A 25,926-nucleotide genomic window follows, 5' to 3' on the forward strand; every position below is an offset into this window, starting at 1 on the left:
ATTGCCATTTTATATAAGATTACCTATCTTGAAATTGTTTATTGTTTGATTCTATGAAAAATTTTATTACCAGCTTACAATGGCGCGGTATGGTCCATGATATGGTTCCAGGTACAGCGGAACATCTAGGAAGGGGTATGGCTACAGGATATGTGGGTTTTGATCCTTCTGCGCCTTCTTTACACCTTGGCAATTTGGTGGCCATTATGTTGTTAAAGCACTTTCAAGAGGCGGGTCATAAGCCGATTGCGCTAGTAGGTGGTGCTACAGGTATGATTGGAGATCCCTCTGGGCGTAGTCAAGAACGTCTGTTTTTAACAGAAGAAATATTGCGCTACAATGAAGCGGCTATTGCCAAACAGTTGGAAAAGTTTTTAGATTTCTCTCCTGGACCCAACAAGGCAGTTGTATTAAATAATTTTGATTGGTTTAAAGACATTTCTTTTCTGGGTTTTTTGCGTGAGGTAGGCAAGCACATACCTATTGGGTATATGATGGCCAAGGATAGTGTGAAACAACGTATAGAAACGGGTATTTCTTATACTGAATTTGCCTATCAGCTGTTACAGGGGTATGATTTCTATTACCTCTATCTACATAAAGGTGTAACCCTACAGATGGGTGGCTCTGATCAATGGGGCAATTTAACTACAGGTGTAGAGCTGATTCGTAAAAAAGCGCAATGTCAAGCTTTTGCTATAACTGCTCCCTTGCTGACCCGCTCAGATGGAACAAAGTTTGGGAAGACAGCCTCTGGTAGCAATATATGGCTAGATCCAGCGCAAACCTCCCCTTATGCAATGTATCAGTTTTTATTGAATGCGGGCGATCATGAAGTAGAAAAATTGATTAAAATATTTTCTTGTTGCAAACAAGAGGAGATAGACGCGCTTATTGTGGCTCATCAAGCCAAACCTGAAACGCGACTGTTGCAGCAAACATTAGCTAAACTTGTAACCACTATGGTCCATTCAGAGGAGGCTTGTAGGCAGGCTATGGTCTGCAGCAATATTCTTTTTGACTATACCGATTCAGTAGATGCCCTCTATGTACTCACTGAAGATGATTTACTGCATGTCTGTGCCACTATACCTAAGGTCTACATCACAAGCATTGCCTTAAGCGCAGTGGACAATATAGTCTCTTTATTATCGGTAGCTACAGAAAACCTTATTATGCCTTCTAAGTCAGAAGCCAGACGCATGATCGCTGCACGTGGTATAAAGCTCAATAAGGTATTAATCACCGACCCTTACCAAAAACCCGATTTTACTTTGTTACATAATCGATATCTATTGGTGCAAAAAGGTAAAAAAAATTATTACCTTATTGTTGTTCAATAATTTTTTAAAAAATGATCACTAGGTCTTTCAGCAGTGCGGTATATGGTGTAAATGCTTTTATTATATCCATAGAGGTAAGCATTGTGAGTGGGACCAGCCTATTTATGGTAGGGCTGCCAGATAGTGCCATTAAAGAGAGTCAGCACCGAATAGAGTCGGTATTAAAACAGATTAAATGCACGATGCCTCGGCAGCGTGTAATTGTAAACCTTGCGCCAGCCGATATACGCAAGGAGGGCGCTTCTTATGACTTGCCGATTGCTTTATCTATTTTACATGCCTCAGAACAATATAATTTGTCCCAGCTGTCTGCTTATGTTATTATGGGCGAATTGGCTTTGGATGGCGCCCTAAGACCCGTAAAAGGTGTATTGCCGATTGCTATTGAGGCCCATAAGCATGCATTTAAGGGAATGATTGTGCCAGAAAAGAATGGGCCAGAGGCGGGTATTGTGCGTAAAATAGAGGTCATCACGGTCAATCATATTACAGAAGCGATTGAATTCTTGTCAGGCGAACGTACCATTCATCCAATAGAAGTAGATACCCGTACACTATTTGAAGCGCAATCAGATACATATGCAGTAGATTTTGCAGATGTACAGGGGCAAGCCAATATCAAAAGGGCCTTGGAAATTGCAGCAGCTGGTGGTCATAATGTTATTATGATTGGGCCGCCTGGTGCAGGAAAAACCATGTTGGCCAAACGGTTGCCCTCTATTTTACCCCCTTTTACTTTAGCTGAGACCCTAGAAACCACGAAAATCTATTCTATCATTGGTCGTATGGATAGTCAATATGGCTTATTATCCACAAGACCTTTTCGAGCGCCTCACCATACGATTAGTGATGTAGCGTTGGTAGGAGGAGGGGCTTTTCCCCAGCCGGGTGAGATTTCTTTGGCCCATCATGGTGTTCTTTTCTTAGATGAATTACCAGAATTTAAACGGAGTGTATTGGAAGTCATGCGTCAACCGTTAGAAGATGGTAAAGTAGTGATTTCAAGGGCTAAATTTTCGATTGAATTTCCTGCTAACTTTATGCTTATTGCAAGCATGAACCCTTGTCCTTGTGGGTATTACAACCATCCTGAAAAAGAATGTGTGTGTAGTACGGTGCATGTGCAGCGTTATCTCAATAAGATCAGTGGGCCATTGTTAGATAGGATTGATCTACATGTAGAGGTCGTACCTATCTTATTTGAAGAGTTGACAGCTGCGAAAAAAATGGAAGTGTTCGATGAACTGTGTCAATTCCTAAAAGAGTTATAAATTAAATAATTAACGACTAAAGGTTTTTAGACATGGAAGAGCATATGAACAATGATTACGTTGGTTTAGTAGATTATAAAGATTTGGAGGAAAACATTTTGTCCTCTATCCGTTTAGGTAAGCCATTGACAGGCAAAGGTGGGGCATTAACCCCTCTGATAAAAAAGCTTCTAGAGGCGAGTCTAGAAGGTGAGATGGCCCATCATTTGTCTAGTGAGAGGATAGTAAATAATCGAAGGAATGGTAAAAGTTGTAAAACTTTTCGTACAAGCTCTGGTTCCTTTGACTTGGTAACCCCTAGAGATAGAACAGGTAGTTTCGATCCACAAATAGTTAAAAAGCGTCAAACAAATCTTCATCCTGAACTGGAAACCAAGATTTTAAGCATGTTTTCTAGTGGTATGAGCTATAAGTCTATAGCCGCTCATATTGAAGAAATCTATGATCATAAAGTATCAGCTGCTGAAATATCGGCTATTACAGATAGCTTATTGCCAGTAATAAATGAATGGCGTAACCGTCCTCTTCAATCGGTCTACCCCATAGTTTTTATGGATGGTATGTTTTTTAAGGTTAAAGAAGATGGGAAATGTGTAAGTAAATGTCTGTATACCTTATTAGGCATAGATCAAGAGGGTAAAAAAGAAGTGTTAGGCTTCTATTTATCTGAAAGTGAGGGAGCTAATTTCTGGTTAGGTGTACTCAACGAGCTTAAGGCAAGGGGTGTAGAAGATATCCTTATTGCCTGTGTTGATGGACTAAAAAGCTTCCCTGCAGCCATTAATAACGCTTTTCCCAATGCACAGGTGCAGGTCTGTGTAGTACACCAGATACGCAATTCCATCAAGTATGTAGCTAGCAAAGATGTAAAACGTTTTTTAACTGATTTAAAGCAAGTATATCAAGCTTCAAATAAGGAAGTTGCAGAACATTATCTATTGGAATTAGAAGAAAAATGGGGAGAAAAGTATCCAATGGTTATCAAATCTTGGCAAAACAACTGGGAGCATTTGTCTGGTTACTTTAAATATTCAGATCCTGTCAGAAGGCTAATTTATACGACCAATCCAATAGAAAGCCTCCATAGACAAATTAGACAGTTTACCAAAACAAAAGGGGCATTTACCAGTGTCAATGCTTTGTATAAATCAGTATATTGCGCTATCAAGAAGATGGAGGATAAATGGACTATGCCGCTCAGAAACTGGGCACTGACCATATCTCAGATAGACATCTTTTTTCCTGGAAGAGTCAAATCTGAGTTGACGTGAAGCCCGAAACTGACACAGTTAATTGAACACTTCCAGGATATATAGAAACCATAGAAACAGAAACTGGTTTAACCTGTCTCTACATATTACCTATTGATGGTAAAAAAGTTATGCAATTTAAACGATACCATACCGATGACTTATCTAATAAGGTAGCAGAAACGGATAAAAGTTTAGCTCAAGAACAAGAGCTCATTGGTTTACTGGTAAGCAGCACAACTTTAACTGAACAAAAGGTAAAAGAAACCATTCAGTTTATTAAGAAAGCGCATGGAAGTGTTATACGTAAGTCAGGTGATCCTTATTATACCCATCCTATGGGGGTAGCTAAGATTGTATTAGAGGCTACAAAAGACGATGACACCATTTTGGCTGCTCTATTACATGATGTAGTAGAGGATACAACCGTTACATTAGAGCAAATAGAATTACTATATGGAATGGAAGTGGCTTATATAGTAGACATGGTTACGCATTATAATACTTATGGGTTTCGATGGAAATTAGATAAGTCTGATAATCAAAATATATTGAATCATTGTAAGGACATCCGTGTCGTTCATATTAAACTAGCTGATAGACTGCATAATCTAAGAACTATAGCTGCAAGAAAACTAGAAGACCAAAAAAGAATAGCAAAAGATACTATGGAGTTTTACATTCCATGGTCTAAAAAAAATAATGTTTTAACCTGGGTATCAGAAATGGAAAATATATGTAATCAGATTTTAAATGCTGATCCTTTATGATATTAAACGATTGGTGGTCTTTTGAAAATATTGTGTTCTCTTCAAAAGACCAAACTGATGGTTATAAATCAAAAATATAGTATATATAAGATTAAATATTGACTACCCTTTTTTTAAAGAGAAAGAGCCAACTTGTTCGACTAAATGACTATTTTTGATTTAGCTTATCTACTGCTTTTTGCACTTTAGACCAAGAGAATCCTTCGTACCCTGCTTGGACTCCCGTAGCACCAATAAATTTTGCTCTTATGATTTGGTTTCCATCATCATCTACTAGTATAATACGCTTGACATCTTTTACATTAGTTGATTGCATAGCTTCTTGTATATGTCTTTTTTTATTACCACCACCTGTGGTTTTCGGATCAGAATACGCCATTATAGGTATACCTTTTATCTGATCTTCAGTTAGTCCTATTTGTTTTAGTAATAGTTCATCATATATGGTGCTAAGAGTAGTAATAGCAACTTTATGACCATGTTCTAATAAATTATCTATCAAATTTTTTAGCCCTTCACGATCAATAAAATTACCATTCTTATCAAGAATAGTACCATCAACATCAAAACATACTAAAACTGGATCTTCTTTTACATTTCGATCTTTATTTAAAGATTCTGATCTTATACTGCTAGCAACTGACTCTTCGTTACTTTGTCCTTTCTCAGGGCCCATATTAGACTTATTACTAAACTGACTTCAAGATATGATAATAGGTAAAGCAACTAAATACTTTTTCATGATAGGATAATTTTTAATTTTTTTATAAACACATAAACATCTTCGGATATTCTCACTAATGAATAAGATTATGCAATTTCCAAAAAATATTTATTAAAAAGCAAGTTAATTCACCATGTATTTCAAGTACAAGGCTTAAGATTACGGGATGAATGCATTATTCGTACTGGGGCTTTTGTTTTAGATGTCGTGTAAATATTTTTTAGATTTTATATTTATTTACCCTCAAACTCTTAAAACAAAAGCCCCCCATGAAGGTTATTTTTTAAGTATAACCCATATTTATGGATGGGGTTTGATCAGAAAAACTATCTCATTTTTCATACATACTATGGAACTCTTTCGATTCTACATCTTCTTCTTTTTCATAAAGATCTTCTTCGTAGGATTTTTCCTCAGATTTTCTTTCATAAGCTTCAAAGAATTTATCTAAAAACTCTAAAAAATCTTTAGCAAAAATTTTAGATTTTCCATCAGGGCTGATAGAATATACATAATGTTTATTTGTCTTAGACAAATTGATGTAATATTCGTCACCTTGATCTATTCCTGCTATCAGCCAACATGATTTTATTTGTGATGCCTTCATTTGATGCATTTTACAACGATTTTCAAATCCGCGTTGGATTGATAACATACGCTTAACTTTATCACTAGTATATATATCAGGTCCACGTACATCGAACCCTCCACCATCTATAGATCCGTATTTATTTAAAAATGATATATACTCTTTATCTATACTATCAATTGGGAACATATCTACACTCCTACCTAATTCTGTAATTACAGAAGCTATTTCTATATTAGTTATAGGTAACCCTACTTCAAAATCTTCTTTTTCCAAGAATTTTTTTACTTTTTTATCCAACTGTATACTATCACCTTCAGATACACTAGAGATACCTTCCATTCTAGAAGTAGATTGAACACCTAACTCATCGCCTTTTCCTTCATCCATTTGATTGCGATAGTGTGACATACACCCTAAATGTGTTAAACACATGGATAATAAAACACATACATTATTTATATTAAACATAGAGTAAATTTTTATAGAATTCATGATATAAAAGTTATAATATTATTATTAATTCATCTATAAACTCATTTCCTATTAATTTTATGAGTCTATAATCTAGGAGGACGCCCAACTGGTCTAGGTACATATCCGCTAGCTCTCGCTCTGGCCATCCAGTAAGGCTGAGGGTCCCTATCCACAGTTCTCTTAGGTATATTTGTAAGACTGTCTATAAATCTAGTTTTATAGTTATGAAAGCTTTGCGGTAATTCAATTGTCACATGATTGTTTCTAACCAAGTGGTCTATGTCTATCCTTTCCTCTCCTGTTCCAAAATCGAAATAAGGAGCACCACCTGTTCTTCCTGATCTATTTAAATTGGCTCTCCATATTTCATCAATACCTTGTATATAAAGACCTGTGATCTGAAATTCTGCCGTATCATTTTCCCTGTTGTATCTAAGATTCCAAAATAAACGTGGATGTATCAAACCTTCTCCATCTCTAAGCTGATGAAAATATGCTATTTTTTGCTCAACGGACATATCCCTACTTTGTTTACATCTGAGCCAATTAGAAAACACAAACATGAAATGTTCTTTCATATCAGTAAAATCAATGTGATGATCTAAAAAACCGTCATTACGTAATCTTCCAAGTTTCCCTCTTACCTCATGGATCATTGGCTGATTCTCTTCTCTTACTGTAATAGGATCGCCTTCTTGAATGTTTCTTTCTCTTCTTTCTAATAGATTTTCTCTTAATAGATCTTCTCTTTCAAGGTGAATATTTAACTTCTTCGCTCCAAAAGAGCTACAAGATTGTAAAAATAAACCGGTATATAGTAATATTAATTTACTTCGTGACGTCATAGACATTTTATTTACATTTTTCACTAAAATATACAAACTAACTGAGACCGTTGCAATAGACCTTTAAGATTTATTAAAAAACCGACCATTTAGTGGTCATTTGACTAAAAGCCCGGTTTGTCTGATTTTTCTTATAAATATATTGTTAATCAACCAATTTAGGATATAAATGGTTTTTATTTTCCCTTACCAATTTTCCTATAATCATTTGACTATCAATGATTTTATATTTCTATATAATTCATAATTTCTTCTCAATTAATTTTCTTTTTTTAATGTATGTGTTTAGGGAAATATGATTTTTATAATTGAAGAATTTAGCGATTTTTCTAACGGAAAGGCCTAAACTAAGTAATTACGTGAGTTTTGGACTTATCTAATTGATTTACAGGAATTTTAATATGGTATGTTATTGATATTTTTACTAAAAAATCAGCTATTTTACTTGATTTTATTAAGTAATCTACAACATAAAAATATGATAACCAGAATAATTTATATATCAGTATCTTTTATTAGACTATATACAAAATAAATTTTATTAAATATTTTACAATTGATTTTCAAATTAAAAAAACAATCTAATCCAAAACTCACGTTAATTCTATAATTTTCTCTCGATCCACATCAAACTGACTTTTTTGGAGTGTTCCTTTGGGGTTTACTAAGTTTAATTCCATTTGCTTCTTTTGTTCTTAATCTGATAAAATCTCGTTCAAGTTCCCCAAAAAATGAGAATAGTGTAACCATTACTTTTGCATTAAGGTCATGTCGATTAAAATCTAGATGCTGTTTGATAGGACCAGCGGGAGCGAATAGACAGAAAGTTACGGTTTCGATTTAAACCCTACATTTATTCTCCACCCGTGAACAAGATTCTAAACCCTGAAACTAGATACGTCTAGTTGTCTCATTAAACGGTCGTTTTATGAGATACCTGCAATAGCCTCTTAAAATAATTCATTAACTATATCATATTGGCATCTTAAAAAACAAAATGCTAAAAATTCATTATTTTTAGGATATTTGAGAAAGTATGGCAAAGTTAGTCGGATATGTAAGGGTTAGCACCCAAGATCAGGAGGTTCTTCTGCAAGTTGATGCGCTGGAAAAAGCAGGTTGTGCAACAAATATGATTTTTATAGACAAAATCTCAGGGGCTAAATCAGAACGTCCAGGTTTAAAAAAATGCTTAGAAAGTTTAACTGCTGGTGATACCCTATTAGTTTGGCGCTTAGATAGGCTGGGAAGATCTATGCCTCATTTGGTTGGTCTTATCGAAGACTTATGTCAAAAAGGAATTGGATTTAGATCTTTGTGTGACGGAGCTATTGATACCATAACTGCTTCAGGTGAATTAATCTTTAACATCTTTTCTTCTCTAGCGCAGTTTGAACGTCGTCTTATACAGGAGCGAACACGCGCAGGATTAGCAGCAGCAAGAGCGCGTGGTAAAAAAGGTGGCCGAAAAAAAGTATCTTTTACAGATCCTAAGGTATTAATGGCCAAAAACATGCACAAGGATCATGGCATGTCCATTAACGACATCTGTAAAACATTAAAAATTTCCAGAGCAAGCTTTTATCGATATGTTAATATGTCTGATAATAAATAAAATTATTTGCTAAAGATTTAGTTTTAGGTTTTAAATTTTAATCTGTACCACATTTAGTGAGGGTTAAGGCCGATAAGAACATTACCATTTCCTTAACGTGCTTTATTTTCCCTTTTCTGAGGCCACCCATATTAGATGGCTTACTCTATAATGAAACTGATTTAGATCTAGAAGAGCATTACACAGACACACATGGTTATACAGAAATTAATTTTGCAGCTTTCGCTTTATTAGGCCGAACATTTTCACCTCGTATCAGAGGTGTACAGCATCAAAAAATTTATAAAATTGATGAAAAAAAAGACTATGCTAGTTTAGCACCAATGCTCTCATCTGGTGACCATAGGATTCATATTGATTGGATTACTGAACAATGGGACCGGATGGGACAATTTTATGCTTCCCTTGAGCAAGGTCATGCTACAGCATCAATGGCATTGAAAAGATTGTTATCATTTAATAGTAAAAACCATTTCTATCGTGCCAATCGTGAGCTTGGGAGGATTATTAAAACTGAGAATATTTTACTTTATATGTCTGATCCATTACTACGAAAAAAGCGACGGCGTGGGTTACTCAAAGGTGAACAAATACATCAACTTGCTAGAGAAGTAGCCTACGGTAAAAGAGGTAAAATAAAAGCACGTGATTTTCAAGAACAGAAAAATACATGTAGTTGCTTAACATTGATTTTAGCTTGCATTATCTATTGGCAAGCCAGAGAAATTAAACGCGTAATAGAGGAATGTAATCCTAAAGCTGAAAAAATAAATTTGAAATTATTAGAGCACATTAGCCCTATCGGATGGGATAATATTCTGCTATACGGAGAATATGTCATAAATAAAAACCTGGTTAAATAAAAAAAGCCTTAGCATGTATTTACGAACGATTTTGCCTAGTACCCTTATCACATAAAAAAATCTAGACATAGTTGGATATTAGATGCAATTTTGGAGAAAATTGATAGAGAAAGTGTGTAACTAGGGAACTAATCAAAATCTATTGTAAATAAACGTTATGTTGCTCCATTTATCAGGATATTTCTACATAATATGAGACTTTTTTAGTAAAAAATAGAAATTTCTAATAGAAACTAAAATAAATATTTATTTGTAATGTAAAAGAATTTAAATATATTATATTTGTACTTATAAATACATTTAAGTAATTATTACAGATTGTTTTTCCAACTATTTAATACTTTTTAGTAAGTTATCTTTATGACAGAAAGACTAAAGCACGACAGCTTAGCAAAAAAAATCCTATCTGATCCAATAGCTGCCCGTGAATTTCTTAGCCATTATTTACCAGAATCGTGTAAATCATTGTTAGATCTAAACACGCTTAAGGTAGAAAAAGAATCGTATGTAGAGAACAATTTAAAGCAAAAATTCAGTGACTTAGTATTCTCTATCAAGACTAAAAATAATGATAAGGCTTTTGTATATGCCTTAGTAGAAGTTGAAGTGAGTCCTAAGTATTGGACGGCATTTAAGTTATGGAAATACATCTTTCTCTTACTAGAAAGGCATAAAACAAAGGAAAAATCAAAGTTACCTTTAGTAATACCAATAGTGCTCTATCACGGTAACAGGTCTTTTAACGTCCCAAGAAATTTATGGGAATTATTTAGTGAACCTAGCCTTGCTAAAGAGTTTATGGGCGGTGATTATCAACTAGTAGATTTGTATGCTATGCCAGATGATGAAATCAAAAAGAAGGCGCATCTAGGCATGATGGAATATTTCATGAAATATATACATACCCGTGATATGATCAAGTTATGGGATGAATTTTTAGAAAACTTTAAATCATGTATTGTCCTAGATAAAGAAAAAGCTTATATTTACATAAGAAGCTTTTTATGGTATAGTGATAGTAAATTACCTGAAGATCGGCAAGCTATTTTAGAAAATATTATCACGAAGCATCTACCTAGTCAAGATACAGAAGATATTATGAGAACTATAGCACAAAAATATAGGGAAGAGGGTATTCGAATAGGAGAAGAAAAAGGTATCCAAATAGGGCAAGAAAAAGGTAAGCTAGAGGGTAAGCTAGAGGGTAAAGAAGAAAGGAATTTAGAGTTTGCGAAGTCCATGCTTTTACGTGGCTACCCTATAGGGGATATTATTGCTCTTACTGGTTTACCTTCTTCTCGTATTCAGGATCTTGTATAGATCTATTTATATCTATCTTCTTCTATACATTCCATGTATCTTGGTTGAAAGATTCCAGTTCTAAAGAAATCATTATTCACCCAATATAGATCTGGATCTTTGGTTTTGGCTAATACCTTTTTGGAGCATAGTTCTGCTATCCCATCGCATGGATATTTCATATTGATGTATATCATAAACCTATTAAACTCATTGAGCTTAAATAATAATTTTTCTTCTTTAAATGAATGTTTACACATTAAATATTTTATGATATTCTTAGCTTTATTTGATAGTTCATCTATGAAAAACTCATCGAATTCTACCTCTGACCTGTAATTAAAAAAAGGGTTATAAACAAACTCCTTCACTTCTTCTAGTTTATATTTTTTACTCATCTTCATTTAAAATTTACTATTTCTTTTGATTTTACTTTTAACGATATGCTGTATTAGATCATTGTTTAGCTTTTCACTATATAGCTCTGCAATAGCTTCTTTATCTTTTTTAGACACCTCTTCCGATTCCACTTGCAGTCTATTGATACGTTCTACAAGTTCTCCCATATCTAAGATGTTTTTGTTTTTAATACTTTCTAGTTGAAAGTATTTTACTGGATCATTTTTGTAAAAATTAGGATTAGATAGCGTTTTATCTATTTTTTTATTTTGAATCTCTAGATTTTTGATCTGTTCTTTGTAGACTGGAATCAGTCTATTATTGGCCTCTTTAGAGGCAATCTTTATCTGATCTGATCTACGCAACTCTCTTTGAATATCTGAGCAAAGGGAATTTAAGCTTTTTGGTGGCTTTGTGCTTAGGAAATTACTACTTCTACCCGTAAAAGAATCTACTTTACCTAATAGATATTTTTCTCTGTAACAGGAAAAAGAACAATATCTTTTAAGCTCTCTAGTACAATCTAAACTAGGAATATAGTCACTTGGATTCAAACTAATGCCACTTATTTTTTCTGATATACCCAGGGCTACTTTACCATATTTCGCATCAGATAGATCTTTGAATAATGATTTACCTTGATTTTTAATAGAATTAGCCTCTTCTACACTCTTTTTTAGTTTTCTCATACTATCAGCCGCATCCTTCATTTGTGCTAAAACATTACTAGAGGTACCTACTTGCTCTTCCATTAACTGAGCTGTTTTTTCTTCTGGAGATAGACCAGGTATCCACTTCTTTAATCCGTTAGGTAGGATTTTGTTTAATCCTGATTTGATAGAAGATCCTATACTTGCTGAAGAAGTTACAGGAATGAACAGGCATAACCAAACTAGACCATATTTTTTACACTTATTCATTTTTCTATTGGTTTAAGGAACACCTTTCTTCTATTATCTATAGTTATTTTTTGTTCATTTTTAACAGATTTAATACCATCTACTACTACTTTGCTGATCTCTCTGATCCAAGAATTACTGCTACTACTAGCTGCTCTACTGAGCAATTTGTTTTGCGCTTGATCAATGAAAGGATGTAAATTTTCTACTAATAGTCCAATCATGTAATCTGAATCATATAAACCAATAGCAACCGGAATAACATTTTTACCAAATTCAGCTGTTTCTAATTTAGCTAGAATTCTCTCTTTTCCAAAAGCAACGATTCCGTATAAAAACGCACCTTTTGGTATTTCTTGACCTTTATAAACAAAAGCTTCTTTGACACGTATTTTAATACTTCTGCCATGTTTGAGTTCCTGCGTGCCATAGACATATCCTGCAGCAAAGCTGTTTTTTACCTTAATATTCCTTTTTCTGCCTTTTCTTTCAAAGGCTACTGGAAAGTAGTTTTTTTCCTGTTTTGGAGTAAAAACTATCTTTTTAACGTTTTGAATTACCTTTTTAGGTTTAATGGTAACTGGTTCGGCTTCTTTAACCGATTCTGATACACCAGACTCTTGTTCAACTGTTGATACATCTTTACTGATATTTTTAGCCATATTTTCAAACAAAGAGCAGCCTACCTTTTCCGATTTCATGCCACCAACACCTTTAATTCTTTGATTGGTTTCTTTAGTAATCGACAAGGGTTCTGCTTTTTCGAGTAGCTTACAAGTTTTAGGTGGAGGGGCTACAAAAAAATCATGCCAACTTTTTGTTTTGCGCACATCTCTGAGCACCACCCAAGTAAAAACCAACAATCCAGCGAGTCCAAAACCTAATTGCTTCTTATCCATAGAAATTAAGGTTCTTTAACCAAACATGGTATACTTAATAATAATCTATTAGGTAGGTTCAAACTTAAATCTCTACGCCCTTTTTTCTCTTCAAAACGAACGATTATACCTGATTTTTCTACCTTGTGTTTGATAACGAAAATCATAGGTATGATATCTCCAGGTGCTACTACCATTCGTTTAGGTTTTAGTTTAATAGGAATAGCGGTTTTGTCTTTGTTGTTGCCTACAAAATATACGCTTCCTACCTTATAGTTATAAGGAGAGCTATTTCTCAACATAAACTTTAAAACAATCTCTTCTCCTGTGCTTACTGCATTACTCAAAAAACAACTTACCTTTTGTTTAGTCTGATGAAAACGTTTAACATTTGGCTGTTCCTGAGATACATATTCTATAGCTTCTGTTAAAGGGTCGGTTAAAGGTTCATCGGTGTCCCATTTCTCTGCTTCTTCTATGTTTTTAACTTTATGCTGGGTAAGATCATACATTGGCTGTATACCTGCATCATAACTAACGGTTCCATAAAATACATCAACCTTTTCATTTTTTTTGCCTTCGTTGGATAAATAAAAGACCGTAATAGTGGTTTTACTGGTCCCAGGATGTTTGGCCTTTATTTCTAAAAACCTACCTTCTTCTTTGGAGACATATTCTTGGTCTCCATTGCCAAAAGAAATCTTCTCAATGGTACCACTGAGTTCCAACAAAGTTGGATATTGATCTGAAACCTTGATATCCAATGCAAAAACAGGAAAATAAGAGATCAAAAATGCTAAAAGGCTACTTTTCTTCATGATTTAAAAAGGTTAGATCGGTAATCATTAAACCATAAGGATTGTTACTACATCTAGCTGTCGATTGCATTTCTAGTGCAATGCCTTGATGGTAACTATGGGTTTTGACTTTCCCTTGTCCAGTTAAAAATTTTAAATCTGTTTGAAAGTAGACCTCTGCTTTATATGGGTGGGATAATGTATCAGTGACGATGCGTTTAACCGTAATTGTTGTTACCCCATTCGATTCTTTATATACTTGAAACAAACTATCATCAGAAAAGAGTTTTTTTAAGGTGACTCTAGAAGCATTATTCATGACCGTCAAGGCTCTTTCAATGTTTTCCTGATAATTGTTTTCACTATGGGCAAAACCATCTTGTATAAAACGCATGGAAAAGTTTTCTACTTCAAACGATTCTCTGCTGTTATTAGTTGGATTCTCTTTTCTTATACCCACATGGGTCCCTTCAAGGGTAGCAAAATAGACCAAATCACTTCTGTTCTGTTTAAATACCAAATAGCCTAAAAAAGCAGACAAACCACCTAAGGATACCAAAAGAAAAACGACTAAAAATCGTAGTAGGTTAATGATATTCCTGTAATGATAGCTGTTTAGCTTATGAATCGATTGAACGGTTGATGACTGATAATCTTTATTATCTAACATATTGTATTGTGTTCATAGTATTCTTTCCCATTAGCTTGCCAAACCAAGTCCTTACACAGTAAGGATTAATATATTGTCTAGTCACTATTCATTTTGTTTTCTCAACTTTTGTAAACTACTAACTCCATAAGCCATAAACTGACTCGTCTTTGCTTCTCCTATCGCAAAAAGGCTATTTCCTACTGTATTGCCTATATATAGGGAGGTAAGCGGACCTACCATAGCATACATCAAGCAAGTAGCGATAGCAGCGCCGATACCATCTGCATTATTAAACTCCAAAGAAATCAATGAATAGTCTAATAAATCAATGGTCACCCCCCACATTAGAAAGGAAATCAGCATATTGAGCCAGTAATTAACTATCCCACTAAAATTTACTGGTAAGAGGCTAGCAGCAATGGCCAAAGGACCTACTTGTAAGGTAAATAGGATCGCCTGATGACGAAATATAGTAGTGGTTAAACCCATTATGCGAGATATCGATTTTAAAGCTTTAGTAGTTAAATTCGAAAAACCATTTTTAATTAGCTGCCAGATACTTATTTCAGGATCTTTTATACTTTCGAAACTATCAGGTTTAACTAGATCGTGCCAATCAAACCCATTCATAATCAAAGCGGTTAATTTGTCTAGCATATGAAAAATATCCAAGTAGAACTGTAAAAGCAGAAAGGTAACAGTTAGTGTTAATAGACTGGTATAACAGGATTTTAATAACTCGACAGTGCTTAAATGATACTGAAAATAATAGACCATTAAACGTACCAACAAGAAAGGCAATAGTAATAACTTAGCTAATCCAACCATCTTGCCAATGGTGATATTTACCATTAGGTTTTGTGCTTCTAGATTAGCTGAAGATGATAAAATACCTTGAAAATGACTAGACATAATATTTTTGTTTAGTATGGTACACCCATTCTGCAATGCCATCTTCTATGTTTTCATGTTTTTTAGCCAATGCAGCAAGTTGGTTTCTTTCTGATGGATGAGAGGTAAGCATAGCATGTTCCCAAAGAGAGGGTTCTACTAGCCACACATGGCTTTGTCCCATCTCTTTAATAAAGATTTCCCTAAAACCGACTGGGCCATTGTGTCTGCGCAGACTGGCATACTTTTGCATGTCTAACGCATTCATACCTAAGAAATCACCTATTTCTTCTCTGCTACATGCTTTTTCATTATATAACAGGATAAAGGTAGCTGCATTGTTTTTAATGGCACTGGCGATCTTAGATGATTTGATCTCCCCGATGTCTTGGGTGATGATGCGAATAGAGGTTTTTGTTTTTCTGCCTTTTCGGTAAAAGGCTTCTATATGCTCTCTAGATGCATCATCTAAGGTGGTCCAACCTTCTTCGATATCTATAAACTTGATGGCATCTGGATGTTTAGATACCATCTCAAAAGCAAAGTCAAATAGAATCTGTACTACCAATGGATAGAGTTTGCTATTGCCTTTAATCGCTTCTAGTTCAAAACAGACTAATCTATGGTCTAATAGGTAGTCTTGTTCCAGGGAGTTAAAGTGATCTTTATGGATACCATGCGCAAATGGCTTTAACACAATAAAAAATTCCTGAAAAGGGAACAACTGTTCCTTTTTAAGATCAATTATATCTTTCCCATTAGCTTGAACTAGTTCTTTTAGGTAGTTATAAAATCCTGTTAAAGTAGGGATGACCGCTTTTGGTAAATCTCTATAATAATCACTAATCCACTGAGAGAGTAAAGATGTTTCTACTTCACTCATGGGATTTTCATTCAAATCTCCCTTCCACATTTTGCCAATCAGTTGAACTAGAAATATAATTTTACTGCTATCTGGCAGGTAGCTACCTGATTCATCAGCTGGGAATAAAAAAGGATTTAAGGATAAAGATTTTTCTGCACTGAGTTCAATATATTTCCCTCCTAAAGCTTCAAATAAATGGCGATAGGTGCCACCACTGTCAATAACAATCACTATATGGCCTGCTTCAAATCGATCTTTAATCATTTTGCCATTAAAAAAGGATTTTCCAGAGCCAGAAGGACCGAAAATAAATGCATTTTGATTATCTAAATCGGTATTAAACGGGTTGAAATAGATCGGTTCTCTATATCTATTGGCTAGCAAAACACCCTCTTTATATCCTGTAAAGGGAGTGGCACTATTCATATGGGCAACTGCTGTTAACAAAGGAATAGGTATACGCCTATAGACTTGATTGCCATTACCTGGTAAAACAGTACAAAATAAGTTAGCGGTATCTATGGTTTCTAAGTAACCCCTCATGCCTATACTTGAAAAAGCAGCTAATACTTGAGCACTATAGTTATTAAGAGTTTCCAAATCAGTTATACCAAAGGGTATCACTAAAAAAGATAAATAAACAATGGGTTCGTTACGCTGGAGAAGGGTTTGTTCAAACTCGGCCATTTCACTACGTATATGTCTGATGTTTTGCAGCTTTCGTTCATCGATTTTAGTAGCCTCACTCCAGGCAAATGAATTAAAATGTTTTTTTAAGAATGCTTCAGAGTCGATCATACGAATAACCCTAGAAATAACATGCGGAAAGTTTAGACTACGCCCAAATCCCTCTGTTAAAGGGGCACAAACTCCTCCATTATGGCCAAACTTATCCAGCACTGTATAACTAGGCTGAGCAGCGCTCTCTATTAAAGATATTACTTGGGCTTTTCTGTTAGCCACCTGTACATATTCTTTATCTTTAACTAAACCACCATATAAGGTGCCTTTAGGATCTTTAAAGTTTAAGGATAAGCATCTATGTACCAGGCGAGAGAATTCACTAGCAGTAAGAGGGGTTAAGGGAAGATGGGTAGATACACTTTGACGAAATTGGGCAGCATCTTTTTTAGCTATTGTTAATCTATTTTCTAGATTAGCAAATGTATTTTTGCTAAAGCTCTTGGTCTCATCACTAGAATAAAAAGTAGACAGTGGCGTATAATCTTTATAAAAACCAGGAAAGGAAAGGATGATATAGGATTCATGGCGCAGTATAGGGCGACCTTCTGCATGTTCGAACTGTTTTTGTGCAAAAAAATCATTTATATTTACAGATGGGTTATGCCATTGGTCTGGGTAATATATATCTACTTGTTGCATCAGACTGTTACATGGTAGTTCTTTCATGCTATTAGATAGGGTAGCCGTCCAACCTATATACTGTTGCTCGGTATACTGTTCCTGAAAGGATAAAGATGCTTTAAATGGAACAGAAATAGTCCCATCTGCAGCAATAGCCATATCTTCATGAAAATCTACAAATGGTAGAACTCTATGTAAGTCTTCTTTCTTATCTTTTTTTGAGAAAAGCATTGATCTTAAATTTTAGCCTAAAATTATCTATCGGTACATGCAAAAAATGATAAGCAAAAAGACTTGATAACCAGGTAGGATTACTATTTTTCAGCAATATTTTTACCAAAAAGGAGATAATAACCATTAGGCTTGTTAAAGAGATGGTCCACATGCGGTTGTAGTGTAACCAGTCTTCACAGTAGCAAGAGACCATATAGGTCAGGCAGCAAACGCCTAACGCCACTAAGGCTTCTGATAATGAAAAAGGACCTAAAAAGCCTTTTTCTTTTAAGTAGGGGCTATTGACTAATTTTTGCATGGGAAACCTATAATTTATCCGATTCTAAAAAAATTGGCAACCATATCATACAAAGGGCCAATCGATGAAAAAAATACAATGGCAGTTACCCAGTGTAGTAATTCATGAAAGATCATGCCTCTGTCCCTGCCAGTATTATACAAATAGGCCAATCTAAAAGCGCCTACTACACCTAATAGCTTGGCTACCAAGGTTAACAACTGGTAGCCACTTGTAATCCAGCCTTCTAGGGCGCCTGTTATGTCCAGTAATATCATTTTTCTTCTATTTTAATATTGTATCCTTACTGTGTAAGGATATTGGTTTTTACTAAACAAGCTAATGGGATAAGAATTAGTTTGTTATTTTTTATGATTTATAAGTTAAAAAAATATTCATATTCAGTGTATTATTTATGTAAATCCATGAATTTTTTTTCTAAAGAACGAATCTTAGATAACTGTTTAGGTAATTCTGCTTTTGAAAATGAGGCTATACTAGGATGCAAAATTTTACAGGATAAGCTATTTGCTTGATCATCTAGATGATCATAATACTGTCTTTCTTTTTTCAAAGCTCTTTCAGTATTTATTATATCTAATTCTTTCTGTAAGCTACTGCACTTAGCTCTAAGACTACTATTAACCCTACTTAACTCATCCATTAAGCTATTTAACCTTGCAATATCTCCATCATGGCTTTTTATCTTATATTCTATATCATCCCTACTCTCACAGAGTTCTTCTATCTCTCTTTCTAAACGTTTCATGTCAGATTTCCTATCTCTCTGCTCATTATCTATAGCCTGCCTAGTTTCTCTTTGAAAATCTTTGTATTCTGCTTCTTTTTTATATTTTTCAGCATATTTTTGAATTATTTCTCTTTTGAGTTCTTCAACTCGTTCTTTAACCTTTACTAAATCTGTATGAATGTCTTCTATGCCTGTCATTTCTACACATTCTTCAAATACATTAGAAAAACGCTCTATCTCTTCCTCTAGAATTTTTGTTCTAGCTTGACAATCATCTGGATCCTGATTATTAGGGATACTATTCATTTCATCATACCAACGGTTGAACAACTGAGTAGTCAATATTCTTTTATTAACCTTGTCCTTTGTATTTTTTTTAAGTGTCTGTAGACTAGAAAGTGTATCTGTTACTTGAGGAGAAACAGTCGTATCACACTGCATATAGACTAGCAAATTATGTAGGTTAGACTGACGATCATACCAAGCTGGTTCTATGTTTTTTAAATTTTGCAAAGCTGGTGCTGAAGGTATACTGTAATCTTCAACTAAAGGCTTGTATAACTCTTTTCCATCATTACCCAATGAATTTAATTTAGAGGCTAATGCTTCAAATAAGAAAATAGATAGATCTACAGGTTCTGTTTCATGATTTGTGCCATCTGGATAGGTAATGTCAAAATAAATCCTTGGTGCACCATCAATCTTATCCATAAACGTATCTAGTTCACCTAACCTAAATTTAAACGCACTATCGCCTACTGATAGCATACCACCTGGTTCAACATGCTCTCCTGTTATTTTTAGTAAATCACCTTCTATACCGCCTGATAGACGATAATTTGACAAAATAAACTTATCACTTGTAGTATTAAAAGGAGCAATAACCTTTAAGTTGATATGTCTGTTATCGATACCATTCTCAACACTACCTTCTAAACTACCCACTACTTTAAAAGATGGATCTTTAACAATAAATGGATGTTTAAGCGTTACTTCGCGTTCATCTCCCTTATCATTTACTATGGTGATAGAGGACGTTAAATCACCAACATAACCAAATGGATTTAACATTAGTGTATTGACCCCTACTGTTAGGGGTGTTCCTTCTTTTATGGAATCCTTACCTAAAATGAACTTACCTCCATTCAGCTTAATGGCCTTAATATGGTATTTAAGCACTTTACCTGCATCGCTTAATGGCCTGATCTTAAGTTTACATACCCTATCTTTAAACGGTAACAAAGGTATTTCTCCTGAGACTATAGAAAGTTCTGCTGTAAAGTTTTCAATTCTATGATCTTGAACTTTAACAGAAAAAGAATAGTCTTGTGTGGTATCACCTTTAGTATTGCCTACTGTTAAATGAATAGTATGATTTCCGTCACTACCAGGTTTTGGAGCGTAAAATAGTGTATTGCTACCAAATTTAATTGGTTCATTGCTACATATTGGTTTTTTGCATCTGCCTGTATCTACATACATAGTTCCCTGGCCATCTGTCACACACCATTTAACCAATCGGTATTTTTGACACGATGCTAATACGTTGGATGAACTGATATTAATATTAATAGGTGTACCTTCTTTGTCTTCTACATAAGCAACCTTGACATTTGTACCAGCCTTTAAATCATAGGGAGGCTCATCTAACCTTAGCGAACAGGTTATAGGATCTCCTCCTTCTCTGTTAAAATCACAAGTCAATATAATAGCATCAATACTGACCTTATGTGTATGACAAATGTCTTTTTCATTAGGAACATAGTATAGAAACGTATCACCATGTTGGACTATGCTACCCACTTTAAAGGGCTCACCTATAGAAGCGTTGCCATCTATTTCAACACGCTTGAACAATTTTCCTTCACCACCTTCAACCCTAATGCCCTTAATACGAAATTGGATCACTTCTGGATTAACATTCCATTTTTCATATCTATGTGGAGATTTAGGTTTATTGGATTTATCGTTATTCCATGTGTCGTCAAACTTAATACTCAAGATTACAGGGACTTTCTCCGCTAAAACAGGTGCTACACCTTTTTCTGGCAACAAGGCATATTCATGCTTTGGTATCCAAATGATTTCGTCGGCAAATTGCTGTCTAAAGGCTACTGTACAAGACCAAAAAAATAAAGAAGCAGCAATAAATAATGGGGATGCTATTTTTCTCATTTTAGTTCTCATTTTCATTAATTAACCATATATTCGTTATACTGGGTTAATGACACATAGTAAAACTACTTGCTACATTACTGTTTCGGTTAGATCAATAGCCATTTTTTAAAAGGTAATACGTAATCCTGCCGAAAATCGATAATTAAACACATCATTTTTATCCAAAAAAGAAATAGGCGTCTCTGCTAGTAATATCAACAGCAAGTAATCCGTGATATATTTTTCCAACTCTAAACCTAATTGGGCGCCTATATTGAAACGTTTAGCACAATGCTCCCAACAAGCATGGTGGAATTTATAGCTCCCTTGACATCCTACTAAAAAATTCAGAAAGGTAGATTCGTAATGGTTGAACAAATTATAGTGGTAAGTATTGTATACCGTCAATAGATTTTTGTTATAAAAACCACCAGATAATTTCATATGCCATATTTCATTAATATGATATGCATAGCCTGCAGAAACCCCATGCATTTTATGCGAAACCCCATAATTGACTTCTATCCCATGACAACCATGTGTATGAATAGGTCTTTGCAAGACATAAACCCTATTCGGTTTACCAAATACACTAAAAGTCAAACCTAAAAAAGTAACCAGACTTATGATTATTTTTTGTTTAAACATGACAATGTTAAATTAAATGCAATAATCTCTATAGCTTTGAATGATATCCTATCGGATCTAACTACCGACCAAATAAAATCTTTTCTTTAATTTTACTTCCTGACAATCCAAACGCAGGCTGAATATCGTCTGTAACTGAACTAATACCACCAGCTTCTGATAGAATGGACTTAAGATCAGAATCATGTGCCTTATCTATAGGAGACGTTCCACCAGGTATTAGCCTATTAACTCTAGCACCTTGACGAATAAGGTCTAATAGTATTTGTGTAACTAAATCAATTTTATCACCTACAAATAAACCATGTACCAACTTACCTAGTTCTAGGTCGCATATTTTTTCATCACGTTTGATATGACTAAACCCGAATAAAAGGCCTGACATCTCAAATGACAAGTTATCACGGCAATAAGGACAAGGAATTTTGATAAGATGGTTTACTACATGTTTTCTAGATACATAATCAGTAATACACGTGAGATGAAATTTATGACCACACTCCAGTGGGATAACCGTCCATACCTTATCTTCCTCAACATTGAAGCTACCAAGACAAATACTACAATTCCAATCTTCTTTTACTAAATCCGGATATAACGAATAACCATCTGGAGAAAGAATATCTTTTAATTCCTCATGTTTATTAGATATGGCCAACATCAAAGGTGTAAATCCGCTTTTGCTCGTATCTGTTTTACTGGCACCTGTAGCAATAAGTAGTTCAACTATTTCTTTAAATCCTCTTCTAGCAGCCCAATGAATCGGCGTGAACTTATAAGGATTATCTGCATTATGAACAATAGATGGATATTTCTCTAAAATATGCTTTACTACATTTAAGTGACCATCCCTACAAGCCCAATGGATAGGAGACAAACCAACTGAATCTTTCTTATCTTTATCAGTAAAATGACACAGAACTATATCAAGCATTTCTTGGTCGTTATCCAACTCAAAAGAAACTAAAATATCTGATTTTCCATCTTTTCTAAATATTACATCCGCTCCATGAAAGAGTAATAAAGTAACCATATCTTTGTTTTTATTATGCACTGCCCAACTAATAGGAGTATCTTCTCCCCTAGCTATATTCGGATCCGCCCCTAATAGCAATAGTTCTTTTGCCATAACTAGATCGTTTTTCATAACAGCCTTTAATAAAGGCGTGTATCCTGTACTATTGACTTTATTAACATCCTCTGGTTTTATTTGTCCTTTTTTCGGATCAGATTCACATACAACAGGAAGATATTTATTATCTATTTCACTGATACCTGGATCCTTTTTAGAATCTTTCTTGCCATTTTTAGAAAAATCTTTCTTTTGATTCAGCTGATTATATTCAACCTTTGGCTTGACTTCCGTTTTTTCACAAGTAGTAGCTAAACAGCTACAAGCTAAAAAATATAAATAACATAATGATAATTTCATATATTTTTTCTATATTTATAAATATAGCAAAAATATATGAAATTATTTTAAAATATACAAAAATTTTTAACTAAAAAAATAAGATATCTATCTAGATCCAAAAATCAACTCTATCTCTTCTTCTATTTTCCTTTGATTATCTATAATATCTTCATTACCAACCCTTTTAACATCTGGTAAATCTTTTAACAACTCATTTTTAAAGTTTTTGTCATAAGACGATACTTCTTTGAACTGTTCTTGAAAAAAGACATTATCACTTTCTACTACTTTCCCAGCAAAAAATCCTACATCAAAACCTGAAAACTCATTAGGTTTTATCAACTCTTGTTCATGTATAGTAATATTTTCACCATGCGTAGTATGGTGACCTTGAGTGTTACTGTGACAAGTTTCTGAGGAACTTGTAGACTTGATCATGTGTTCTTCCTTACCAAATATAGAACTGGCATATCTAGAAGACTCCACACCACAGTTGCCCATAAATTGATTACTTAGGGTACCTTGTATCTTTTTAGCACCTATACTGCCATAGGTATCTTCTAATTGGGCATTCGATTGTATACAAGAAATGGTACTAATACCGTATTTTCTAGCCGTAGCTGGAACTTCTGCAAGACCTGGGATGTATAAGGTAGGTAGCTCATCTATAGCCACAAAACTCTTCGTTCTATTATGGCCATACATAGATTTAAAACATATGGTAATCAGTAAAGATATAACTGGACTGAAAGCTGATTTAGCAGGTGGGAAATTGCCTATACAGAGTATGGTTGGAGCAATATTATCGTTGATAGTTAGTTGTACTTCATTTTTACTCAAGACCCAAAATAAGTTCTTATCAATTAAAGGTTGTAAGCTTGTTTTAAAACTTGCTATAATACCTATTAACTGACCTGATGATTTATCTCCGCCTTTATAAGCATCAAATATTGACCTAGCATAGGAATAGGCTTCTGAGTCTTGTTCTATGATACTTAATATTTTAGGCTTAGTAGCTAACGTTACTACATGCGGCAACGTACAACAACTCTTTGCCTGATTGGATGAGTAAACGATAATGCCTTTTAGAAGGGATTTAGTACTTAAATACCAAAAATCATCTTTCCCTCCAGGATTAAGATTTTTTAATAATACAGTCACATATTCCTCTAAATAGGATCTATCTGATATGTATATAGGATCAATAGGATTGATACGAATACTCTTGTTAAGATTTGTAAAATTAATCGTATTAAACGAAACATTTTTCCTGTCCTTTTCTGGGTAATGGAAGTGTTCGATGAACTGTGTCAATTCCTAAAAGAGTTATAAATTAAATAATTAACGACTAAAGGTTTTTAGACATGGAAGAGCATATGAACAATGATTACGTTGGTTTAGTAGATTATAAAGATTTGGAGGAAAACATTTTGTCCTCTATCCGTTTAGGTAAGCCATTGACAGGCAAAGGTGGGGCATTAACCCCTCTGATAAAAAAGCTTCTAGAGGCGAGTCTAGAAGGTGAGATGGCCCATCATTTGTCTAGTGAGAGGATAGTAAATAATCGAAGGAATGGTAAAAGTTGTAAAACTTTTCGTACAAGCTCTGGTTCCTTTGACTTGGTAACCCCTAGAGATAGAACAGGTAGTTTCGATCCACAAATAGTTAAAAAGCGTCAAACAAATCTTCATCCTGAACTGGAAACCAAGATTTTAAGCATGTTTTCTAGTGGTATGAGCTATAAGTCTATAGCCGCTCATATTGAAGAAATCTATGATCATAAAGTATCAGCTGCTGAAATATCGGCTATTACAGATAGCTTATTGCCAGTAATAAATGAATGGCGTAACCGTCCTCTTCAATCGGTCTACCCCATAGTTTTTATGGATGGTATGTTTTTTAAGGTTAAAGAAGATGGGAAATGTGTAAGTAAATGTCTGTATACCTTATTAGGCATAGATCAAGAGGGTAAAAAAGAAGTGTTAGGCTTCTATTTATCTGAAAGTGAGGGAGCTAATTTCTGGTTAGGTGTACTCAACGAGCTTAAGGCAAGGGGTGTAGAAGATATCCTTATTGCCTGTGTTGATGGACTAAAAAGCTTCCCTGCAGCCATTAATAACGCTTTTCCCAATGCACAGGTGCAGGTCTGTGTAGTACACCAGATACGCAATTCCATCAAGTATGTAGCTAGCAAAGATGTAAAACGTTTTTTAACTGATTTAAAGCAAGTATATCAAGCTTCAAATAAGGAAGTTGCAGAACATTATCTATTGGAATTAGAAGAAAAATGGGGAGAAAAGTATCCAATGGTTATCAAATCTTGGCAAAACAACTGGGAGCATTTGTCTGGTTACTTTAAATATTCAGATCCTGTCAGAAGGCTAATTTATACGACCAATCCAATAGAAAGCCTCCATAGACAAATTAGACAGTTTACCAAAACAAAAGGGGCATTTACCAGTGTCAATGCTTTGTATAAATCAGTATATTGCGCTATCAAGAAGATGGAGGATAAATGGACTATGCCGCTCAGAAACTGGGCACTGACCATATCTCAGATAGACATCTTTTTTCCTGGAAGAGTCAAATCTGAGTTGACGTGAAGCCCGAAACTGACACAGTTAATTGAACACTTCCAAAAAAATGAAGCCAG

At 34.5% G+C, this 25,926-nt stretch carries 23 protein-coding genes and 1 pseudogene; 8 read left to right on the forward strand and 16 right to left on the reverse strand.

Annotated features, from left to right (window positions below; translation table 11 throughout):
• Positions 1-53 precede the first annotated feature (53 nt).
• From tyrS to CE557_RS00225, 4 genes and pseudogenes are all read left to right on the forward strand, one after another.
• Positions 54-1,343 carry a tyrosine--tRNA ligase gene (gene tyrS / locus CE557_RS00210; RefSeq protein ID WP_114909642.1) on the forward strand — a complete coding sequence of 430 codons (1,290 nt, stop codon included), beginning with the start codon at positions 54-56 and terminating at the stop codon, positions 1,341-1,343.
• A gap of 11 nt (positions 1,344-1,354) precedes the next feature.
• A pseudogene (locus CE557_RS00215) lies at positions 1,355-2,575 on the forward strand (YifB family Mg chelatase-like AAA ATPase); the annotation flags it as partial.
• Between the two features lie 83 nt (positions 2,576-2,658).
• On the forward strand, positions 2,659-3,885 hold the full coding sequence (locus CE557_RS00220; RefSeq protein ID WP_162790027.1) for an IS256 family transposase: 1,227 nt from the start codon (positions 2,659-2,661) through the stop codon (positions 3,883-3,885).
• Between the two features lie 110 nt (positions 3,886-3,995).
• Positions 3,996-4,634, forward strand: coding sequence for an HD domain-containing protein (locus CE557_RS00225; RefSeq protein WP_114909644.1), 639 nt, complete (start codon positions 3,996-3,998; stop codon positions 4,632-4,634).
• Between the two features lie 148 nt (positions 4,635-4,782).
• Here CE557_RS00225 and CE557_RS00230 read toward each other — a convergent pair whose 3' ends face one another.
• From CE557_RS00230 to CE557_RS00240, 3 genes are all read right to left on the reverse strand, one after another.
• Positions 4,783-5,310: an HAD family hydrolase gene (locus tag CE557_RS00230; protein WP_114909645.1), complete on the reverse strand. Its 528-nt coding sequence runs from the start codon at positions 5,308-5,310 to the stop codon at positions 4,783-4,785.
• Positions 5,311-5,689: 379 nt separating this feature from the next.
• Entirely contained in the window at positions 5,690-6,442 is a 753-nt protein-coding gene (locus CE557_RS00235; protein ID WP_114909646.1) for an SMI1/KNR4 family protein, read from the reverse strand.
• Between the two features lie 65 nt (positions 6,443-6,507).
• A complete protein-coding gene (locus tag CE557_RS00240; RefSeq protein WP_162789888.1) occupies positions 6,508-7,275 on the reverse strand; it encodes a hypothetical protein in 768 nt (255 codons plus the stop codon).
• Positions 7,276-8,305: 1,030 nt separating this feature from the next.
• Here CE557_RS00240 and CE557_RS00255 point away from each other — a divergent pair.
• The 3 genes from CE557_RS00255 to CE557_RS00265 all read left to right on the forward strand — a co-directional run bounded on the left by CE557_RS00255 (position 8,306) and on the right by CE557_RS00265 (position 11,067).
• Positions 8,306-8,884, forward strand: coding sequence for a recombinase family protein (locus CE557_RS00255; RefSeq protein ID WP_114909648.1), 579 nt, complete (start codon positions 8,306-8,308; stop codon positions 8,882-8,884).
• A 56-nt stretch (positions 8,885-8,940) separates the two neighbouring features.
• The gene (locus CE557_RS00260) at positions 8,941-9,747 is read left to right on the forward strand and encodes a Tn3 family transposase (protein WP_114909649.1); all 807 of its coding nucleotides are present in this window, start codon (positions 8,941-8,943) and stop codon (positions 9,745-9,747) included.
• A gap of 360 nt (positions 9,748-10,107) precedes the next feature.
• Positions 10,108-11,067, forward strand: coding sequence for an Rpn family recombination-promoting nuclease/putative transposase (locus CE557_RS00265; protein WP_114909650.1), 960 nt, complete (start codon positions 10,108-10,110; stop codon positions 11,065-11,067).
• Between the two features lie 2 nt (positions 11,068-11,069).
• Here CE557_RS00265 and CE557_RS00270 read toward each other — a convergent pair whose 3' ends face one another.
• The 13 genes from CE557_RS00270 to CE557_RS00330 form a co-directional block, all read right to left on the reverse strand.
• Positions 11,070-11,444, reverse strand: coding sequence for a hypothetical protein (locus CE557_RS00270; RefSeq protein ID WP_162789889.1), 375 nt, complete (start codon positions 11,442-11,444; stop codon positions 11,070-11,072).
• 6 nt (positions 11,445-11,450) lie between these two features.
• Positions 11,451-12,365: a hypothetical protein gene (locus CE557_RS00275; protein WP_114909652.1), complete on the reverse strand. Its 915-nt coding sequence runs from the start codon at positions 12,363-12,365 to the stop codon at positions 11,451-11,453.
• A complete protein-coding gene (gene traM / locus CE557_RS00280) occupies positions 12,362-13,243 on the reverse strand; it encodes a conjugative transposon protein TraM (protein WP_114909653.1) in 882 nt (293 codons plus the stop codon). Before traM ends, CE557_RS00275 begins: the two co-directional genes overlap by 4 nt.
• 5 nt (positions 13,244-13,248) lie before the next feature.
• Entirely contained in the window at positions 13,249-14,040 is a 792-nt protein-coding gene (locus CE557_RS00285) for a hypothetical protein (RefSeq protein WP_114909654.1), read from the reverse strand.
• Positions 14,027-14,689: a hypothetical protein gene (locus tag CE557_RS00290; RefSeq protein ID WP_191239813.1), complete on the reverse strand. Its 663-nt coding sequence runs from the start codon at positions 14,687-14,689 to the stop codon at positions 14,027-14,029. The genes CE557_RS00285 and CE557_RS00290 overlap by 14 nt, the downstream gene beginning before the upstream one ends.
• Before the next feature lie 84 nt (positions 14,690-14,773).
• Complete coding sequence (locus CE557_RS00295) at positions 14,774-15,625, reverse strand: hypothetical protein (RefSeq protein ID WP_223245902.1); 852 nt, start codon at positions 15,623-15,625, stop codon at positions 14,774-14,776.
• Positions 15,576-18,023 (reverse strand): VirB4 family type IV secretion system protein, encoded by a 2,448-nt coding sequence (locus tag CE557_RS00300; RefSeq protein ID WP_114909656.1) that lies wholly within the window; start codon positions 18,021-18,023, stop codon positions 15,576-15,578. Before CE557_RS00300 ends, CE557_RS00295 begins: the two co-directional genes overlap by 50 nt.
• Positions 18,001-18,324, reverse strand: a complete 324-nt coding sequence (locus CE557_RS00305; protein WP_114909657.1) for a hypothetical protein — start codon at positions 18,322-18,324, stop codon at positions 18,001-18,003. Before CE557_RS00305 ends, CE557_RS00300 begins: the two co-directional genes overlap by 23 nt.
• A gap of 14 nt (positions 18,325-18,338) precedes the next feature.
• On the reverse strand, positions 18,339-18,581 hold the full coding sequence (locus tag CE557_RS00310; RefSeq protein WP_114909658.1) for a hypothetical protein: 243 nt from the start codon (positions 18,579-18,581) through the stop codon (positions 18,339-18,341).
• A gap of 131 nt (positions 18,582-18,712) precedes the next feature.
• Complete coding sequence (locus CE557_RS00315) at positions 18,713-21,229, reverse strand: coiled-coil domain-containing protein (RefSeq protein ID WP_162789890.1); 2,517 nt, start codon at positions 21,227-21,229, stop codon at positions 18,713-18,715.
• A 108-nt stretch (positions 21,230-21,337) separates the two neighbouring features.
• On the reverse strand, positions 21,338-21,859 hold the full coding sequence (locus tag CE557_RS00320) for a hypothetical protein (RefSeq protein ID WP_114909660.1): 522 nt from the start codon (positions 21,857-21,859) through the stop codon (positions 21,338-21,340).
• Between the two features lie 61 nt (positions 21,860-21,920).
• The gene (locus CE557_RS05235; RefSeq protein WP_114909661.1) at positions 21,921-23,291 is read right to left on the reverse strand and encodes an ankyrin repeat domain-containing RING finger protein; all 1,371 of its coding nucleotides are present in this window, start codon (positions 23,289-23,291) and stop codon (positions 21,921-21,923) included.
• Between the two features lie 87 nt (positions 23,292-23,378).
• Positions 23,379-24,587, reverse strand: coding sequence for a type IV secretory system conjugative DNA transfer family protein (locus CE557_RS00330; protein WP_114909662.1), 1,209 nt, complete (start codon positions 24,585-24,587; stop codon positions 23,379-23,381).
• A gap of 62 nt (positions 24,588-24,649) precedes the next feature.
• Between CE557_RS00330 and CE557_RS00335 the strand changes: the two genes are divergently transcribed.
• Complete coding sequence (locus tag CE557_RS00335; RefSeq protein WP_162790027.1) at positions 24,650-25,876, forward strand: IS256 family transposase; 1,227 nt, start codon at positions 24,650-24,652, stop codon at positions 25,874-25,876.
• The last annotated feature ends 50 nt before the right edge of the window (positions 25,877-25,926 follow it).

This window comes from Cardinium endosymbiont of Sogatella furcifera (assembly GCF_003351905.1).
Taxonomy (GTDB): Bacteria; Bacteroidota; Bacteroidia; order Cytophagales; family Amoebophilaceae; genus Cardinium.

Coding starts and splice junctions, on each gene's coding strand:
- CE557_RS00290 (WP_191239813.1), bottom strand. CDS start 14,689: ATGTTAGATAATAAAGATTATCAGTCATCAACCGTTCAATCGATTCAT.
- CE557_RS00235 (WP_114909646.1), bottom strand. CDS start 6,442: ATGAATTCTATAAAAATTTACTCTATGTTTAATATAAATAATGTATGT.
- CE557_RS00230 (WP_114909645.1), bottom strand. CDS start 5,310: ATGGGCCCTGAGAAAGGACAAAGTAACGAAGAGTCAGTTGCTAGCAGT.
- CE557_RS00295 (WP_223245902.1), bottom strand. CDS start 15,625: ATGGCATTGCAGAATGGGTGTACCATACTAAACAAAAATATTATGTCT.
- CE557_RS00275 (WP_114909652.1), bottom strand. CDS start 12,365: ATGAATAAGTGTAAAAAATATGGTCTAGTTTGGTTATGCCTGTTCATT.
- CE557_RS00225 (WP_114909644.1), top strand. CDS start 3,996: ATGCAATTTAAACGATACCATACCGATGACTTATCTAATAAGGTAGCA.
- CE557_RS00335 (WP_162790027.1), top strand. CDS start 24,650: ATGAACAATGATTACGTTGGTTTAGTAGATTATAAAGATTTGGAGGAA.
- CE557_RS00255 (WP_114909648.1), top strand. CDS start 8,306: ATGGCAAAGTTAGTCGGATATGTAAGGGTTAGCACCCAAGATCAGGAG.
- CE557_RS00285 (WP_114909654.1), bottom strand. CDS start 14,040: ATGAAGAAAAGTAGCCTTTTAGCATTTTTGATCTCTTATTTTCCTGTT.
- CE557_RS00240 (WP_162789888.1), bottom strand. CDS start 7,275: ATGTCTATGACGTCACGAAGTAAATTAATATTACTATATACCGGTTTA.
- CE557_RS00265 (WP_114909650.1), top strand. CDS start 10,108: ATGACAGAAAGACTAAAGCACGACAGCTTAGCAAAAAAAATCCTATCT.
- CE557_RS00310 (WP_114909658.1), bottom strand. CDS start 18,581: ATGATATTACTGGACATAACAGGCGCCCTAGAAGGCTGGATTACAAGT.
- CE557_RS05235 (WP_114909661.1), bottom strand. CDS start 23,291: ATGAAATTATCATTATGTTATTTATATTTTTTAGCTTGTAGCTGTTTA.
- CE557_RS00320 (WP_114909660.1), bottom strand. CDS start 21,859: ATGTTTAAACAAAAAATAATCATAAGTCTGGTTACTTTTTTAGGTTTG.
- CE557_RS00300 (WP_114909656.1), bottom strand. CDS start 18,023: ATGCTTTTCTCAAAAAAAGATAAGAAAGAAGACTTACATAGAGTTCTA.
- traM (WP_114909653.1), bottom strand. CDS start 13,243: ATGGATAAGAAGCAATTAGGTTTTGGACTCGCTGGATTGTTGGTTTTT.
- CE557_RS00305 (WP_114909657.1), bottom strand. CDS start 18,324: ATGCAAAAATTAGTCAATAGCCCCTACTTAAAAGAAAAAGGCTTTTTA.
- CE557_RS00315 (WP_162789890.1), bottom strand. CDS start 21,229: ATGAGAAAAATAGCATCCCCATTATTTATTGCTGCTTCTTTATTTTTT.
- CE557_RS00270 (WP_162789889.1), bottom strand. CDS start 11,444: ATGAGTAAAAAATATAAACTAGAAGAAGTGAAGGAGTTTGTTTATAAC.
- tyrS (WP_114909642.1), top strand. CDS start 54: ATGAAAAATTTTATTACCAGCTTACAATGGCGCGGTATGGTCCATGAT.
- CE557_RS00220 (WP_162790027.1), top strand. CDS start 2,659: ATGAACAATGATTACGTTGGTTTAGTAGATTATAAAGATTTGGAGGAA.